At 69.7% G+C, this 13,191-nt stretch carries 12 protein-coding genes; 3 read left to right on the plus strand and 9 right to left on the minus strand.

Features of this window, described 5'->3' with window-relative positions:
• Nucleotides 1-151 precede the first annotated feature (151 nt).
• Nucleotides 152-1,156, plus strand: a complete 1,005-nt coding sequence (locus tag ACF1AJ_RS07170; protein WP_391506717.1) for a ketopantoate reductase family protein — start codon at nucleotides 152-154, stop codon at nucleotides 1,154-1,156.
• Between the two features lie 9 nt (nucleotides 1,157-1,165).
• Here ACF1AJ_RS07170 and ACF1AJ_RS07175 read toward each other — a convergent pair whose 3' ends face one another.
• Nucleotides 1,166-1,750 carry a hypothetical protein gene (locus ACF1AJ_RS07175; RefSeq protein ID WP_391506718.1) on the minus strand — a complete coding sequence of 195 codons (585 nt, stop codon included), beginning with the start codon at nucleotides 1,748-1,750 and terminating at the stop codon, nucleotides 1,166-1,168.
• A gap of 39 nt (nucleotides 1,751-1,789) precedes the next feature.
• Between ACF1AJ_RS07175 and ACF1AJ_RS07180 the strand changes: the two genes are divergently transcribed.
• Nucleotides 1,790-2,653: an A/G-specific adenine glycosylase gene (locus ACF1AJ_RS07180; protein WP_391506719.1), complete on the plus strand. Its 864-nt coding sequence runs from the start codon at nucleotides 1,790-1,792 to the stop codon at nucleotides 2,651-2,653.
• A gap of 12 nt (nucleotides 2,654-2,665) precedes the next feature.
• Here the strand turns inward: ACF1AJ_RS07180 and ACF1AJ_RS07185 are convergent, their stop codons facing one another.
• From ACF1AJ_RS07185 to nusA, 5 genes are all read right to left on the minus strand, one after another.
• Nucleotides 2,666-2,956, minus strand: coding sequence for a YciI family protein (locus tag ACF1AJ_RS07185; RefSeq protein ID WP_391506720.1), 291 nt, complete (start codon nucleotides 2,954-2,956; stop codon nucleotides 2,666-2,668).
• A gap of 32 nt (nucleotides 2,957-2,988) precedes the next feature.
• Nucleotides 2,989-3,507 carry a 30S ribosome-binding factor RbfA gene (gene rbfA, locus ACF1AJ_RS07190; RefSeq protein WP_391506721.1) on the minus strand — a complete coding sequence of 173 codons (519 nt, stop codon included), beginning with the start codon at nucleotides 3,505-3,507 and terminating at the stop codon, nucleotides 2,989-2,991.
• Nucleotides 3,508-3,564: 57 nt separating this feature from the next.
• Entirely contained in the window at nucleotides 3,565-6,339 is a 2,775-nt protein-coding gene (gene infB, locus ACF1AJ_RS07195; protein ID WP_391506722.1) for a translation initiation factor IF-2, read from the minus strand.
• A gap of 103 nt (nucleotides 6,340-6,442) precedes the next feature.
• Nucleotides 6,443-6,769: a YlxR family protein gene (locus ACF1AJ_RS07200; RefSeq protein WP_391506723.1), complete on the minus strand. Its 327-nt coding sequence runs from the start codon at nucleotides 6,767-6,769 to the stop codon at nucleotides 6,443-6,445.
• Between the two features lie 126 nt (nucleotides 6,770-6,895).
• The gene (nusA, locus tag ACF1AJ_RS07205; protein ID WP_018190364.1) at nucleotides 6,896-7,903 is read right to left on the minus strand and encodes a transcription termination factor NusA; all 1,008 of its coding nucleotides are present in this window, start codon (nucleotides 7,901-7,903) and stop codon (nucleotides 6,896-6,898) included.
• A gap of 108 nt (nucleotides 7,904-8,011) precedes the next feature.
• On the opposite strand from nusA, the gene ACF1AJ_RS07210 reads away from it, so the two are divergent.
• Nucleotides 8,012-8,803 carry a DUF1206 domain-containing protein gene (locus ACF1AJ_RS07210; RefSeq protein ID WP_391506724.1) on the plus strand — a complete coding sequence of 264 codons (792 nt, stop codon included), beginning with the start codon at nucleotides 8,012-8,014 and terminating at the stop codon, nucleotides 8,801-8,803.
• 13 nt (nucleotides 8,804-8,816) lie between these two features.
• Here ACF1AJ_RS07210 and ACF1AJ_RS07215 read toward each other — a convergent pair whose 3' ends face one another.
• The 3 genes from ACF1AJ_RS07215 to ACF1AJ_RS07225 are packed head-to-tail and all read right to left on the minus strand — an operon-like array spanning nucleotide 8,817 to nucleotide 13,158.
• The gene (locus tag ACF1AJ_RS07215) at nucleotides 8,817-10,790 is read right to left on the minus strand and encodes an ABC transporter ATP-binding protein (protein WP_391506725.1); all 1,974 of its coding nucleotides are present in this window, start codon (nucleotides 10,788-10,790) and stop codon (nucleotides 8,817-8,819) included.
• Nucleotides 10,791-10,801: 11 nt separating this feature from the next.
• A complete protein-coding gene (locus tag ACF1AJ_RS07220) occupies nucleotides 10,802-12,535 on the minus strand; it encodes an ABC transporter ATP-binding protein (RefSeq protein ID WP_391506726.1) in 1,734 nt (577 codons plus the stop codon).
• Nucleotides 12,526-13,158: a TetR/AcrR family transcriptional regulator gene (locus ACF1AJ_RS07225; protein WP_231371062.1), complete on the minus strand. Its 633-nt coding sequence runs from the start codon at nucleotides 13,156-13,158 to the stop codon at nucleotides 12,526-12,528. Before ACF1AJ_RS07225 ends, ACF1AJ_RS07220 begins: the two co-directional genes overlap by 10 nt.
• Nucleotides 13,159-13,191: the final 33 nt, after the last annotated feature.

Below are 13,191 nucleotides of genomic sequence, written 5' to 3' on the forward strand. Positions count from 1 at the left end.
TGGCGCCCGCCCCCCCCCGCCCCCCCGCCCCCCCCCCCCCCGCCCCCCCCCCCCCCCCACCCCCTTGGGGGCCCTATGGGGGTTTAGCCCCCCGCTAAACCCCACTTGCGCCACGAATCGTCGGAGGGTTGCCGCCGTTAGGCTGGAACGCGTGCGTATCGGCGTGATCGGAGCAGGAGCCATCGGCGGAACGATCGCGGCGCTCCTCGACCGCGTCGGCCATCTCGTCGAGGTGACGGCGCGCGGCGAGCAGCTCGCCGCCATCCGCGACGGCGGCCTCCGGCTCGACGGAGGCTGGGGTGTCCACACCGCACGGGTCGCCGCAGCGGAGACGCTCCAGACCCGCCCGGAGCTGGCCTTCGTCACCACCAAGGCCCAGGATGCGCCCGCCGCGATCCGCGCCAACGCCGCCGCCCTCGACGGCATCACCGTCGTGATCGTCCAGAACGGCCTCGCCGGCCTCCGCGAGGCGGAGCAGCTGCTGCCCGGCTCCGACTGCGTCGGCGCCCTCGCCCTGTACGCCGCGAGCTACCTCTCCCCCGGCCGCGTCTCGGTCACCACCACCGCGAACACCTACCTCGGCGCCGGCGACGGCCCGCCGCCCGCCGCGGCCGTCGACGCCGCGCGCATCCTCGACGCCGCCATGCCCGCCTTCGCCATCGACAACTTCACCGGCGCCCAGTGGACCAAGCTCATGGTCAACCAGATCAACGCCCTCCCAGCTATCACCGGTCTGAGTGCGCAGCAGGTGCTCGGCGACCGGCGGCTGCGGCCCATCGTGACCGCGAGCCTTCAGGAGGCCACCCGCGTCGGCTACGCGCGCGGCGTGCGCTACGGCAGTATCCAGGGCCTCGACGATCGCATCCTCCGCGTCGTCGCGCGGGCTCCGCGCTGGGCCGCCCAGGCCGTCCCCCTGCTCATGAAGCGGAGGATGGGATCGACCCCGAACCCGGGCTCGACGCTGCAGAGCATCCGCCGCGGTCAGCTCACCGAGATCGACTACCTGAACGGCGCCGTCGTCGACGAAGCCCGCACCGCCGGGGTCGAGGCACCGGTCAACGCGGCGATCACCGCGCTCGTGCACGAAGTGGAGCGCACCGGCGCCTTCCTCGCGCCCGATCAGGTCGCCGAGCGGATGCGTCCCCTGCTGGCCTGAAACGCCGACTCAGAGCGCGCGGTCGACACGCAGCGGCAGCTCGGGCTCGGAGTCGTCGACCAGGTGGTCGGCATTGGCGAGCGGACGGGCATCGTCGAGGTACACGGTCTCCTGCAGCGCGTTCACCAGCAGGATGGAGGCGTTCCAGGCGTCGCGCAGCGTCGGACGCAGGGCGAACTCCCCGTCGACGACGAGCACCGCATCCTGTCCGGCGGTCAGCCAGCGCGCCTCCACCGGCTGATCCCGCTCCTCGTCGAAGGCCGCGGTCTGGAACCCGGCGCTGCCGCCGAAGCGGAACGGATCGAGCAGCACGCGCCGCAGCGTCACGTAGTCGTAGGAGTCGCGGTAGTAGCTCTCCTCCGTCTCGGGACCGAGGCGCGTGCGGTACGCCCGCGAGTTGTGGAAGTCCGCCAGCCGCGCCCGGAACGTGTCGGCCCCGGACTCCCGGAACACCGCCGCGAGGTCGTCGGCGAACGGGCCGCCCACCGTCCCCGCGTCGACCGCCACGATCACCCGCCCGACCGGCGAGACCGCACGGATGTCACCGACCAGCGAGCGCAGGAACAGTACCCGCGGCGTCGGAGGAAGCATCATGCGACGAGCATAGGCCGTCGCACCGGTTAGCCTCGATGCATGCACGACTTCGCCGGAACGGTGGTGGATTGGTACCACGCCAACCGGCGCGACCTCCCGTGGCGACGCGACGGCTTCACCGCCTGGGGCACCCTCGTCAGCGAGTTCATGCTGCAGCAGACGCCGGTCTCGCGCGTCATCCCGCGACTCGAGGAGTGGCTGACCCGCTGGCCGACCCCGGCCGACCTGGCCGCTGTCCCTCCGGGCGAGGCGGTACGCGCCTGGCAGTCGCTCGGCTATCCGCGCCGCGCGCTGTGGCTGCACGCGGCCGCCGTCGCGATCACTGAGCAGCACGACGGAGTCGTGCCGGAGGATGTGGATGCGCTGCTCGCGCTCCCCGGCATCGGCGACTACACCGCACGCGCCGTCGCGGTCTTCGCCTACGGCAACCGGCACCCGGTGGTCGACACGAACATCCGCCGCGTCATCGCCCGGGCGATCGACGGGCAGGCGGAACCCGGCCCGCCCGGCAAGCGCGACCTCGCCGCGATGGAGGCGCTGCTCCCCGAGGATCGCCCGGCCGCCGCCGCGTTCAACGCCGGGATGATGGAGCTCGGCGCGATCGTCTGCGTCGCCCGCTCACCCCGCTGCGACGCGTGCCCTGTCGCGCAGCGCTGCGCCTGGCGCCGGGCCGGCTACCCCGCGTACGACGGACCGAAGAAGGCCGTGCAGAAGCGCTACGAGGGCAGTGACCGGCAGGTGCGCGGACGCATCCTCGCCGAGCTGCGGGCGTCGCACATCCCGGTGACCGCGGCCGAACTCGAGACCGTGTGGCCGGATGCCGCCCAGCGCGACCGTGCGCTGGCCGGGCTGCTCGCCGACGGTCTCGCCGTCGCGGCCGAGGGCGGGTACACCCTGCCGTAAGCCTGTCGGGGGTCAGCTCTCGGAGAAGACGAGCGGGTCCCAGGCCTGGATGCGCACCCGGTACACCAGGCCCTCGGTGACGAACGGGTCACCCTCCAGGAAGCGCTCCGCCGCCTCCTGGCTGCGGAAGATCGCCATGGAGCCCTGCGTGGCCGGGTCGCCGAAGGTGCCGATCATCAGCACCTCGCCTCCCGCGGCGAACTCGTCGAGGTAGGCCCGGTGACGGGGGTACGTCTCGACGAGACGCTGAAAGTGCTCCGGAGACGCGTCCGGGTCGGCATCGTAGAACGTGACGGCGAACATGCCGTCAGCCTAGAGCCGACCCGGCGCGGCGGTCAGTGCTTGTCGTCCGCCTCGTCGGCGCCCTCGGCGTCGTCGGAGTCCGCGGCGTCGTCATCCTCGTCGTCGTCGAAGTCCTCGTCGTCGTCCTCGAACTCGCGTGGCTTGACGTACGGGTCCTCGTCGCCGGCGTAGCTCGCGCCGGCCGCGAGCCCCGCGACCTCCTCATCCCGCTGGCGCGCCTCGCGGAGCAGGTTCTCGATCTGCGCGGCGTTCTCGGGGATCGCGTCGAGCTGGAACTCGAGCGTCGGCGTGAGCCGTGCGGTGATGTTCTTGCCGACCTCGCTGCGCAGCATGCCGGTGGCGGCCTTGAGAGCGGCGGCGCTGTCGTCGCGCTCCTGCTCGGTGCCGTACACCGTGTAGAACACCGTGGCGTGCTGCAGGTCGCCGGTCACCTGGACGTCCGTGATCGTGACGAAGCCGAGGCGCGGGTCGCGGAGACCGCGATCGAGCCGCTTCGCGATGATCTCCTTGATCCTGTCCGCGAGCTTCCTCGCGCGTGCCGGATCAGCCATGGTTGTGCTCCTTTCAGACAAGATGGCCGGTGGCGAAGCCACCGGCCATCTCTCGAATCAGACTCGAGGCTTCTCGCGAAGCTCGGTCGTCTCGATCTCGTCGCCGATCTGGATGTCGTTGTACTTCCCGAGACCGATACCGGCCTCGAAGTCCGTACGGACCTCGGTGACGTCGTCCTTGAACCGGCGCAGCGACTCGATGGCGAGGTTGTCCCCCACCACGACGCCGTCGCGGATGACCCGCGCCTTGGCGTTTCGCGTGATCGTCCCGGAGCGGACGATGACACCGGCGATGTTGCCGAACTTCGAGGAGCGGAACACCTCGCGGATCTCGGCGACACCGGACTGGACCTCTTCGAACTCGGGCTTGAGCATGCCCTTCAGCGAGTTCTCGATGTCCTCGATCGCGTTGTAGATGACCGAGTAGAAGCGCACATCCACACCCTCGCGGGCCGCACGCTCGCGCGCCTTCACGTCCGGGCGGACGTTGAAGCCGATCACGATCGCGTTGTCGATGGTCGCCAGGTCGATGTCCGACTCGGTGATCGCGCCGACGCCGCGGTGCAGGATGCGCAGGCTGACCGAGTCGTCGACCTCGATCTTCATGAGCGACTCCTCCAGCGCCTCCACGGCACCGGACACGTCGCCCTTGATGATGAGGTTGAGCGCCTCGACCTTGCCCTCCTCCAGGGCCCGGGTGAAGTCCTCGAGCGAGATGCGCTTGCGGGCCTTCGCCAGCTGCGCGTTGCGCTCCGCGGCCTCACGCTTCTCGGCGATCTGGCGGGCGGTGCGGTCCTCCTCGGTGACGAGGAACACATCACCGGCGCGCGGGACGCTGGAGAGACCCTGCACCTGGACCGGACGCGACGGGGCTGCCTCGAAGACGGCCTCGCCGTTCTCGTCGGCCATGGCACGCACGCGGCCGTAGGCGGTGCCCGCCACGATCGCGTCGCCCACCCGGAGCGTTCCGGACTGGATGAGCACGGTCGCCACGGCGCCGCGGCCCTTGTCGAGCTTCGCCTCGATGGCGACACCGCGGGCGTCCTTGTTCGGGTTGGCGCGGAGGTCGAGGCCGGCGTCGGCGGTCAGCAGGACCGCGTCGAGGAGGTCCTGGATGCCGATGTCGTTGCGCGCGGACACATCCACGAACATGACGTCGCCGCCGTACTCCTCCGCCACCAGGCCGAACTCGGTGAGCTGCTGGCGCACCTTGGCCGGGTTGGCCTCCGGCTTGTCGATCTTGTTCACCGCGACCACGATCGGCACGTTCGCCGCCTGGGCGTGGTTCAGCGCCTCGATGGTCTGCGGCATGATGCCGTCGTCCGCCGCGACCACGAGGATCGCGATGTCGGTGACCTGCGCACCACGGGCACGCATGGCGGTGAACGCCTCGTGACCCGGGGTGTCGATGAAGGTGATGGCACGCTCGATGCCCTCGTGCTCCGTCCACACCTGGTACGCACCGATGTGCTGGGTGATGCCGCCGGCCTCGCCCGCGACGACGTTCGCGTTGCGGATGGCGTCGAGGAGGCGCGTCTTACCGTGGTCGACGTGACCCATGACGGTGACGACCGGGGGCCGGATCTCGAGGTCTTCGTCGGACTCGCCGGCGAGCTCGCCGTCGAGGTCGATGTCGAAGCCCTCCAGGAGCTCCTTGTCCTCGTCCTCAGGCGAGACGACCTGGATCTTGTAGCCGAGCTCCTCGCCGAGCACCTCGAAGGTGGCCTCGTCGAGCGACTCGGTCGCGGTCGCCATCTCGCCCAGGTGGAAGAGGACGGTGACCAGCGACGCGGGGTTCGCGTCGATCTTGTCGGCGAAGTCCGAGATGGACGAGCCGCGACGCAGTCGGATGACGGTGTCGCCGTTGCCGCGGGGAACGGTCACGCCGCCCAGCGACGGGGCCTCCCGCATCTCGAATTCCTGACGCTTCGCGCGCTTCGACTTGCGGGCCTTGCTCTTGCCGCCACCGCGGCCGAACGCACCGGCCGTGCCGCCGCCCGGTCCACGACCACGACCGCCGCCGCCACCGGGGCGCGGGCCGCCGAAGCCGCCGCCGGGACGCTGGAAGCCGCCGCCTGCGCCTGCTCCCGCACCGCCACCGGTGCCGGGGCGCTGCTGGAAGCCGGGACGACCGCCGCCGCCCTGACGCGGGCCGGGACGGTTGCCGCCACCCTGACCGGGTGCGCCGATGCGCGGGGCACCGGGACGCGGCGGGGTCGGACGCGGGATGTTGGCGGGCGAGGGACGCTGTCCCATGCCCTGCGACGACGAGAACGGGTTGTTGCCCGGACGCGGCGTGCGCTGGCCCATGCCCTGGTTCGACGAGTACGGGTTGTTGCCGGGGCGCGGGGCGCTCGGGCGCGGGATGCCACCGCCGCCGGGGCGGGGCGCGGAGCTCGGCTTGACGGCGTCCGGGGTCGCCGGAGCGCCCGCGGCAGGCGCGCTCGAAGCGGCCTTCTCCGCCGCCTTCTCAGCAGCCTTCTCTGCGGCGGCCTTCTCGGCCGCGGCCTGACGCTCGGCGACCGACATCGGCGCCTGAGGCTTGGGCCCGGCATCCGTCTCGGTCGCGGCGGCGGGCGCCTGCGGCGGACGCGGCGCGGCCGGACGCGGCGCCTGCGACGGCGCCTTCGGGGCGGTAGCGGTCGCCTTCTCGGCAGACGGCTTCGCACCCTCGGCCTCCAGCGCGGCACGCAGCTTGCGTGCTACCGGGGGCTCGATGCTCGAGGACGGTCCCTTGACGAACTCGCCCATCTCCTTGAGCTTCGCGAGCGCGACCTTGCTGTCGACGCCGAGCTCGCTCGCGACCTCATGTACGCGTGGTTTTGCAGCCACAATTCTCCTGTCTGGGCCCACCCCAGACAGGGGCAGGCGTTAATAGCGGACGGATCTCATTTCGAGACACTCATCGGTTGTCACTCATGTGAAGTCAACTTCTTCAGCCTGTTCTAATGAATTGCGACCGGATGGTCGCGGTGTCGAGCGTCCCCTCCACCCGAAGCGCCCGCCCGAAGGCCCGGCGCTTCAGTGCGAGTTCGAGACACTCCTCGACCGGATGCAGCCACGCACCTCGCCCCGGCCGGGTGGCGGACGGGTCCACCACGAGTTCCGAATCCTGGGCGACGATCCTCAGAAGAGAGGACCGGGGAGCGCGAGAACGGCATCCGACGCACGTTCTGACGGGTTCCATCCTACTCCTCTCGGCGGCGCGCGCCGAACGGACAGGAACCCGCGTGATCAATAACGCTGTGGAATGCAACCGCATTCCAACCGGACGAACTCAATCGCGGTCGAGGATCGAATCGGGCTGGATGCTGTGCTTGTGCGCCTGCGGCGACCGTGGCGCCACGGCTCCGCCGCGTCGGCACGGCGCGAAGATCGACAGACGAACTCAATCGCGGTCGAGGATCGAATCGGGCTGGATGTCGATCTTCGCGCCCGTCAGCTTCGCCGCCAGGCGAGCGTTCTGACCCTCCTTGCCGATCGCTAGCGACAGCTGGTAGTCGGGCACGAGCGCGCGGACGGCCTTCAGCGACTCGTCGATGACGAACGCACTGGTCACCTTCGCCGGCGACAGCGCGCTCGACACGAACGTCGCGAGGTCCGGCGAGTAGTCGACGATGTCGATCTTCTCGTTGTTGAGCTCCGCGGTCACCGCACGGACGCGCTGACCCAGCTCGCCGATGCACGCGCCCTTGGCGTTCACTCCCGGCTCAGTCGCCCGGACCGCCATCTTCGTGCGGTGCCCGGCCTCGCGGGCGAGCGACACGATCTCGACGACACCGCTGGCGATCTCCGGAACCTCCAGCGCGAACAGCTTCCGGACGAGCGCCGGGTGCGTGCGCGACACGGTGATCGACGGACCCTTCGGCCCCTTGGTGACGCTCGTGACGTAGACGCGGATGCGCGAACCGTGCGTGTACTCCTCGCCCGGCACCTGCTCCTCCGGCGGGAGGATGGCCTCCACCGTTCCCAGGTCGACGTGGATCATGCGGGGGTTCGGGCCCTGCTGGATGACGCCGGCGACGATGTCGCCCTCGCGTCCGCGGAACTCGCCGAGAACGGCGTCGTCCGCGATGTCGCGCAGCCGCTGGTTGATCACCTGCTTCGCCGCGAAAGCCGCGATGCGGCCGAAGTCGCTCGGGCTGTCTTCGGCCTCGCCGATGACGTTGCCTTCTTCGTCGCGCTCGGGCACGTAAACCGTGACATGCCCCGTCTTGCGGTCGAGGTGCACCCGTGCGGCCGGCGGCTGGTCGCTGTGACCGTGGCGGTGATCGGCCTGGTTGGTGTGCTTCAGGTAAGCGGTCAGGATGGCCTGTTCGATGATCTGCACCAGTTCATCGAAGGGGATCTCCTTCTCGCGCTCCATGAGACGCAAGACGCTGAGGTCGATGTCCATGCCGGCCTCCTCTATTCAGATCTCGCCGCCGCGTGACGGCGCGGCGGACTCAGTCCTCTACGGTACCCGAGATTCCCGAACGCGTGAACGCCGGGTAGCGTTCACGCCATGACCTCCCCCAGCCGGGTCGCCTCCCGGGTCGAACGCCATCCGCTCGTGCGCGGGCTCGCCCGCGTCGGCCTCGCCGCCATCGGCATCCTGCACATCCTGATCGGCGTCATCGCGCTGGCCGTCGCGTTCGGATCGGGCGGGGACGCCGACCAGTCGGGTGCCCTGCAGGCGCTCGTCGCCGTGCCCGGCGGCCTCTTCGTGCTGTGGGCCGTGATCGTCGGGCTCATCTTCCTGGCGGCCTGGCAGATCCTGCAGGCGATCACCGCGCACAAGCCGGGCCAGAAGGTGACGGAGGTCGCCAAGTGCGTCGTGTACGCCGCCCTCGCCGGTATCGCGATCTCCATCGCGTCCGGCGGCCGGCAGGATGCGTCCACCTCCGAGAAGTCGGCGAGCGCGAAGCTGCTGGCGACGCCCGGCGGAGTCTTCCTCCTCGCCGGGATCGGGATCGCGATCGTGGTCGTCGGCGTCGTCTTCGCCGTGAACGGCCTGACCCACAAGTTCGAGCGCGATCTGCGCCTCCCGCCGAACCGCTGGGCGACCGTCACGACGACGCTGGGCCGCGTCGGCTACGTCTCCAAGGGCGTCGCCCTGGTGATCGTCGGCGGTCTGGTCGTCTTCGGCGCCTTCACGTCCGACCCCGAGAAAGCGGGCGGACTCGACGGCAGCCTCAAGGCGCTCACCGAGGTCCCGTTCGGCGTCGTCCTCCTCATCCTCATCGCCCTCGGCCTGATCGCGTACGGCGTCTTCTGGTGCGTGCGCGCGTACGCATCCCGCCTCGCCGAGCCGTGATCGGCACAGTCCCCTACTCGTCCGCCGCCCCGGCGAACTGCGCGTTGTAGAGCGAGTAGTACGCTCCGCCGCGCGCCAGCAGCTCGGCGTGGGTTCCCTGCTCGACGATGCGCCCTGCCTCCATCACCAGGATGAGGTCGGCGTCGCGGATCGTGGAAAGCCGGTGCGCGATGACGAACGACGTCCGGTCGGCCCGCAGCGCGCTCATCGCCTTCTGCACGAGCAGCTCGGTGCGGGTGTCCACCGACGAGGTCGCCTCGTCGAGGATGAGCACGCTCGGCCGCGCGAGGAAGGCCCGCGCGATGGTGAGCAGCTGCTTCTCCCCCGCCGAGATGTTCGATCCCTCGTCGTCGAGGATAGTGTCGTAGCCGTCGGGCAGCGAGTGGACGAAACGGTCGACGTAGGTCGCGCGCGCGGCATCCAGCACCTCCTCCTCTGTCGCGTCCGGGCGGCCGTAGAGAATGTTGTCGCGGATGGTGCCCTTGAACAGCCAGGTGTCCTGCAGCACCATCCCCATGCGGCTGCGCAGGTCGTGCCTGCTCATCGAGGCGATGTCGACGCCGTCCAGGGTGATGCGCCCGCCGTCGAGCTCGTAGAAGCGCATCATCAGGTTCACGAGCGTGGTCTTGCCTGCGCCGGTCGGTCCGACGATCGCGACGGTCTGTCCGGGCTGGGCGACCAGCGACAGGTCCTCGATGAGCGGGGCGTCCTCGACGTAGCGGAACGAGACGTCCTCGAACGTCAGGAGGCCCTTGGTGCCGGCTGGACTCTCCGGCTCGCGCGGGTCGGGCGACTGCTCGTCGGCGTCCAGCAGCTCGAAAACTCGCTCGGCGCTCGCGACGCCCGACTGCAGCAGATTCGCCATCGACCCGAGCTGAGTGAGCGGCTGCGTGAACTGCCGGGAGTACTGGATGAAGGCCGTCACGTCACCGAGCTGCATCGCGCCGCTCGCCACCTGGAGTCCGCCGACCACCGCGATGGCGACGTACATCAGGTTCCCGACGAACATCATCGCCGGCATGATGATGCCCGAGATGAACTGGGCGCCGAAGCTCGCCCGGTACATCTCCTGGTTCTTCTGGCGGAAGCGGGCCTCGACCTCACGGTGGCGGCCGAACACCTTGACCAGCGAGTGACCGGTGAACGCCTCCTCGATCTGCCCGTTCAGCTCGCCGGTGTGCCGCCACTGGGCGACGAAGAGCTTCTGCGAGCGCTTCGCGATGATCGTGGTGATGACCAAGGTCAGCGGGATGGTGATGAGCGCGATCAGCGCGAGGAGCGGCGAGATGACGAACATCAGCACGACCACTCCGACGACCGTCAGAAGCGACGTGAGCAACTGGCTCATCGTCTGCTGCAGCGACTGCGAGATGTTGTCGATGTCGTTGGTGACCCGGCTCAGCAGCTCTCCCCGCTGCATCCCGTCGAAGTACTTCAGCGGGAGGCGGTGCAGCTTGTCCTCCACGTCCGAGCGCAGGCGGTAGACCGTGCGCTGCGTGACGCCGTTGAGCACGTACGCCTGCAGGTAGCTGAACACCGACGACAGGATGTACAGCGCGAGCACCCAGAGCAGCGTCTGGCCGACCGCGGTGAAATCGATCCCGGCGCCGGGCGTGAAGGTCGTGCCGGAGAGCAGGTCGGCGTACTGGTCCTGGCCCTTGGCCCGCACGCCGGCGATGGCCTGCGCCTGGGTCTCGCCCTTCGGGAACTGCAGGGAGAGGGCACCGGCGAAGACCAGGTTGATCGCGTTGCCGAGCAGCTTGGGCCCGAGCACCGCGAACGTCACGGACACCACCGCGAGCAGCGTCACCGCGACGAGCGGCAGCCTCTCCGGGCGGAGGCGGCCGAGCAGGCGCTTCGCGCTCGGGCCGAAGTTCATCGACTTCTGGACGGGCATGCCGAATCCGGCGAACGGTCCTCCCCCGCCGGGTCCGCGCCGGACCGGAGGGCCGGCCGGCCGCTCGGGGGTCGTCGTCTTGTCGCTCATCCCGCTTCTCCCTATGCCGCATCCTGAGCCGCGAGCTGCGACGAGACGATCTCGGCGTAGGTCTCGTTGCTCTCGAGGAGTTCGTCGTGCGTCCCCCGACCGACCACGCGGCCGTCGTCGAGGACGATGATCTGGTCGGCATCCACGATGGTGGACACCCGCTGGGCGACCACGATCATGGTCGCGTCTGTCACATCCTGTGCGAGCGCCGCGCGGAGCCGCGCGTCGGTCGCGGTGTCGAGCGCCGAGAAGGAGTCGTCGAAGACGAAGATCTCCGGCTTCCTGACCAGCGCGCGAGCGATCGCGAGTCTCTGCCGCTGACCGCCGGAGACGTTGGTGCCGCCCTGCGCGATCGGCGCGTCGAGACCCTCCGGCATCGCCTCGACGAAGTCGCGCGCCTGCGCCACCTCGAGCGCGTGCCAGAGCTCGTCGTCGGTGGCATCCGGATTGCCGTACCGCAGGTTCGACGCCACCGTGCCCGAGAACAGGTAGGGGCGCTGCGGCACGATCCCGATGCGGGACCACAGCACCTCCGGGTCGAGGTCCGCGACATCCACACCGTCGACCAGCACGATCCCGCTCGTCGCATCGAACAGGCGCGGGATGAGGTTGACCAGCGTCGTCTTGCCCGCGCCGGTGCTGCCGATGATCGCTGTGGTCCGACCCGCCTCGGCGAGGAAGGTGATGTCGGTGAGCACAGGATGCTCGGCGCCGGGATACGAGAAGCCGACGTCGACGAACTCCACCGTTCCGTGCGCCTCCACCTCGGTGATCGGGGCGTCGGAGGCGCGAACGGACGGCTGCGTGCCGAGCACCTCGCCGATGCGGTCGGCGCACACCGAGGCGCGCGGCACGAGCACCGCCATCATCGTCGACATCATCACGCCCATGAGGATCTGCATGAGGTACTGCAGGAAAGCCGTCAGCGTGCCCACCTGGAGCGAGCCGTCCTGCACCCGGAAGGACCCGAACCAGATCACTGCGACACTCGACACGTTGAGCACGAGCATCACGATCGGGAACATGAGGGCGAACAGCCGGCCCGCCTTGAGCGCCGTCTCGGTCACCTGGTCGTTCGCGAGCCGGAAGCGGTCGGTCTCGACACGTTCGCGCACGAACGCGCGCACCACGCGGAGGCCGGTCAGCTGCTCGCGGAGCACGCGGTTGACGCGGTCGATCCTGTCCTGCATGCGTCGGAACAGCGGCACCATGCGGGCGATGATGATGCTCACCGCGACCAGCAGCGCCGGAACGCTCACGGCGATGAGCCACGACAGGTCGACGTCCTGCTGCATCGCCAGCACGATCCCGCCGACCGCGAGGATGGGCGCCGAGACGAGCAGCGTGCACGTCATCATCACCAGCATCTGCACCTGCTGGACGTCGTTCGTGTTGCGGGTGATCAGCGAGGGCGCACCGAAGGACGACACCTCGCGCTCCGAGAACTCCCCGACCCGGTGGAAGATCGCCTCGCGCAGGTCGCGGCCGACGAGCATCGCGACCTTGGCGCCGAAGTAGACGGCGGTGATGGCGCAGGCGACCTGCACCAGCGTCACGCCGAGCATCTCGGCGCCGACGGCCATGATGTAGCCGGTGTCGCCCTTGGCGATGCCGTTGTCGGTGATGTCGGCGTTGAGGGTCGGCAGCCACAGCGAGAGGAGCGATTGCGCCAGCTGGAAGACGATCACCCCGATCAGGAGCGGCCAGTGCGGCCGGAGGAACCGGCCGAGCAGTCTCAGGAGCATGATGCCTCCGTGTCGGATGACGGGAAGAGAACGTGGGGCGAGGTCCCGGCGACGCCGACCAGCGTCATCCGGGCGAGGTCGTCGATGCTGAACTCGATGCCCTCGTTGAGCGCGGGGAACGCGGAGGAGAAGCTGATCAGCCGCAACAGGTGGGCGACGCGCTCCGGCGGCCAGTTGAGCTCACCGGCCTCCGGCTCCAGGATCTGGGCGATGATGCGGGCGAACTCCCCGCGCTCCTGCGGGACGGGCGGTCGCTGTGCGCCGATGACCGGCATGATCCGCATGACGCTCTGGAAGCGCTCGCGCAGTAGGTACAGGATCGCGCGCATCTTGTTCTCCAGCGGGAGCGCTGGATCGATGCTGCGGAGCGCCTCGCGCAGCGGCTCCGGATCGAGGTACTTCTCGATCGCCGCCTGCACCAGCGTCTCCTTGTCACCGAAAGCGCGGAAGATGGTGCCTTCGGCGATGCCGGCGGCCTCGGCGATCTGGCGTGACGTCATTCCGCGCCCGTGCTCGAGCAGCAGCGGGATGACCGCGTCGATGATCATCGCTTTGCGGTCGTCCACCGCCATCGGCTGCGCGCGCGAGCGCGGCTGGGATTCTGTCGCTGCGTCGTTCGTCACGCGGCGACTCTACACGGAGTGAGTGCTCACTCA

Source organism: Leifsonia sp. NPDC014704 (genome assembly GCF_043083605.1).
Lineage (GTDB): Bacteria > Actinomycetota > Actinomycetes > Actinomycetales > Microbacteriaceae > Leifsonia.

Coding starts and splice junctions, on each gene's coding strand:
- ACF1AJ_RS07175 (WP_391506718.1), bottom strand. CDS start 1,750: ATGATGCTTCCTCCGACGCCGCGGGTACTGTTCCTGCGCTCGCTGGTC.
- ACF1AJ_RS07215 (WP_391506725.1), bottom strand. CDS start 10,790: ATGAGCGACAAGACGACGACCCCCGAGCGGCCGGCCGGCCCTCCGGTC.
- ACF1AJ_RS07200 (WP_391506723.1), bottom strand. CDS start 6,769: ATGCGGTTGCATTCCACAGCGTTATTGATCACGCGGGTTCCTGTCCGT.
- ACF1AJ_RS07185 (WP_391506720.1), bottom strand. CDS start 2,956: ATGTTCGCCGTCACGTTCTACGATGCCGACCCGGACGCGTCTCCGGAG.
- nusA (WP_018190364.1), bottom strand. CDS start 7,903: ATGGACATCGACCTCAGCGTCTTGCGTCTCATGGAGCGCGAGAAGGAG.
- ACF1AJ_RS07180 (WP_391506719.1), top strand. CDS start 1,790: ATGCACGACTTCGCCGGAACGGTGGTGGATTGGTACCACGCCAACCGG.
- ACF1AJ_RS07220 (WP_391506726.1), bottom strand. CDS start 12,535: ATGCTCCTGAGACTGCTCGGCCGGTTCCTCCGGCCGCACTGGCCGCTC.
- ACF1AJ_RS07210 (WP_391506724.1), top strand. CDS start 8,012: ATGACCTCCCCCAGCCGGGTCGCCTCCCGGGTCGAACGCCATCCGCTC.
- rbfA (WP_391506721.1), bottom strand. CDS start 3,507: ATGGCTGATCCGGCACGCGCGAGGAAGCTCGCGGACAGGATCAAGGAG.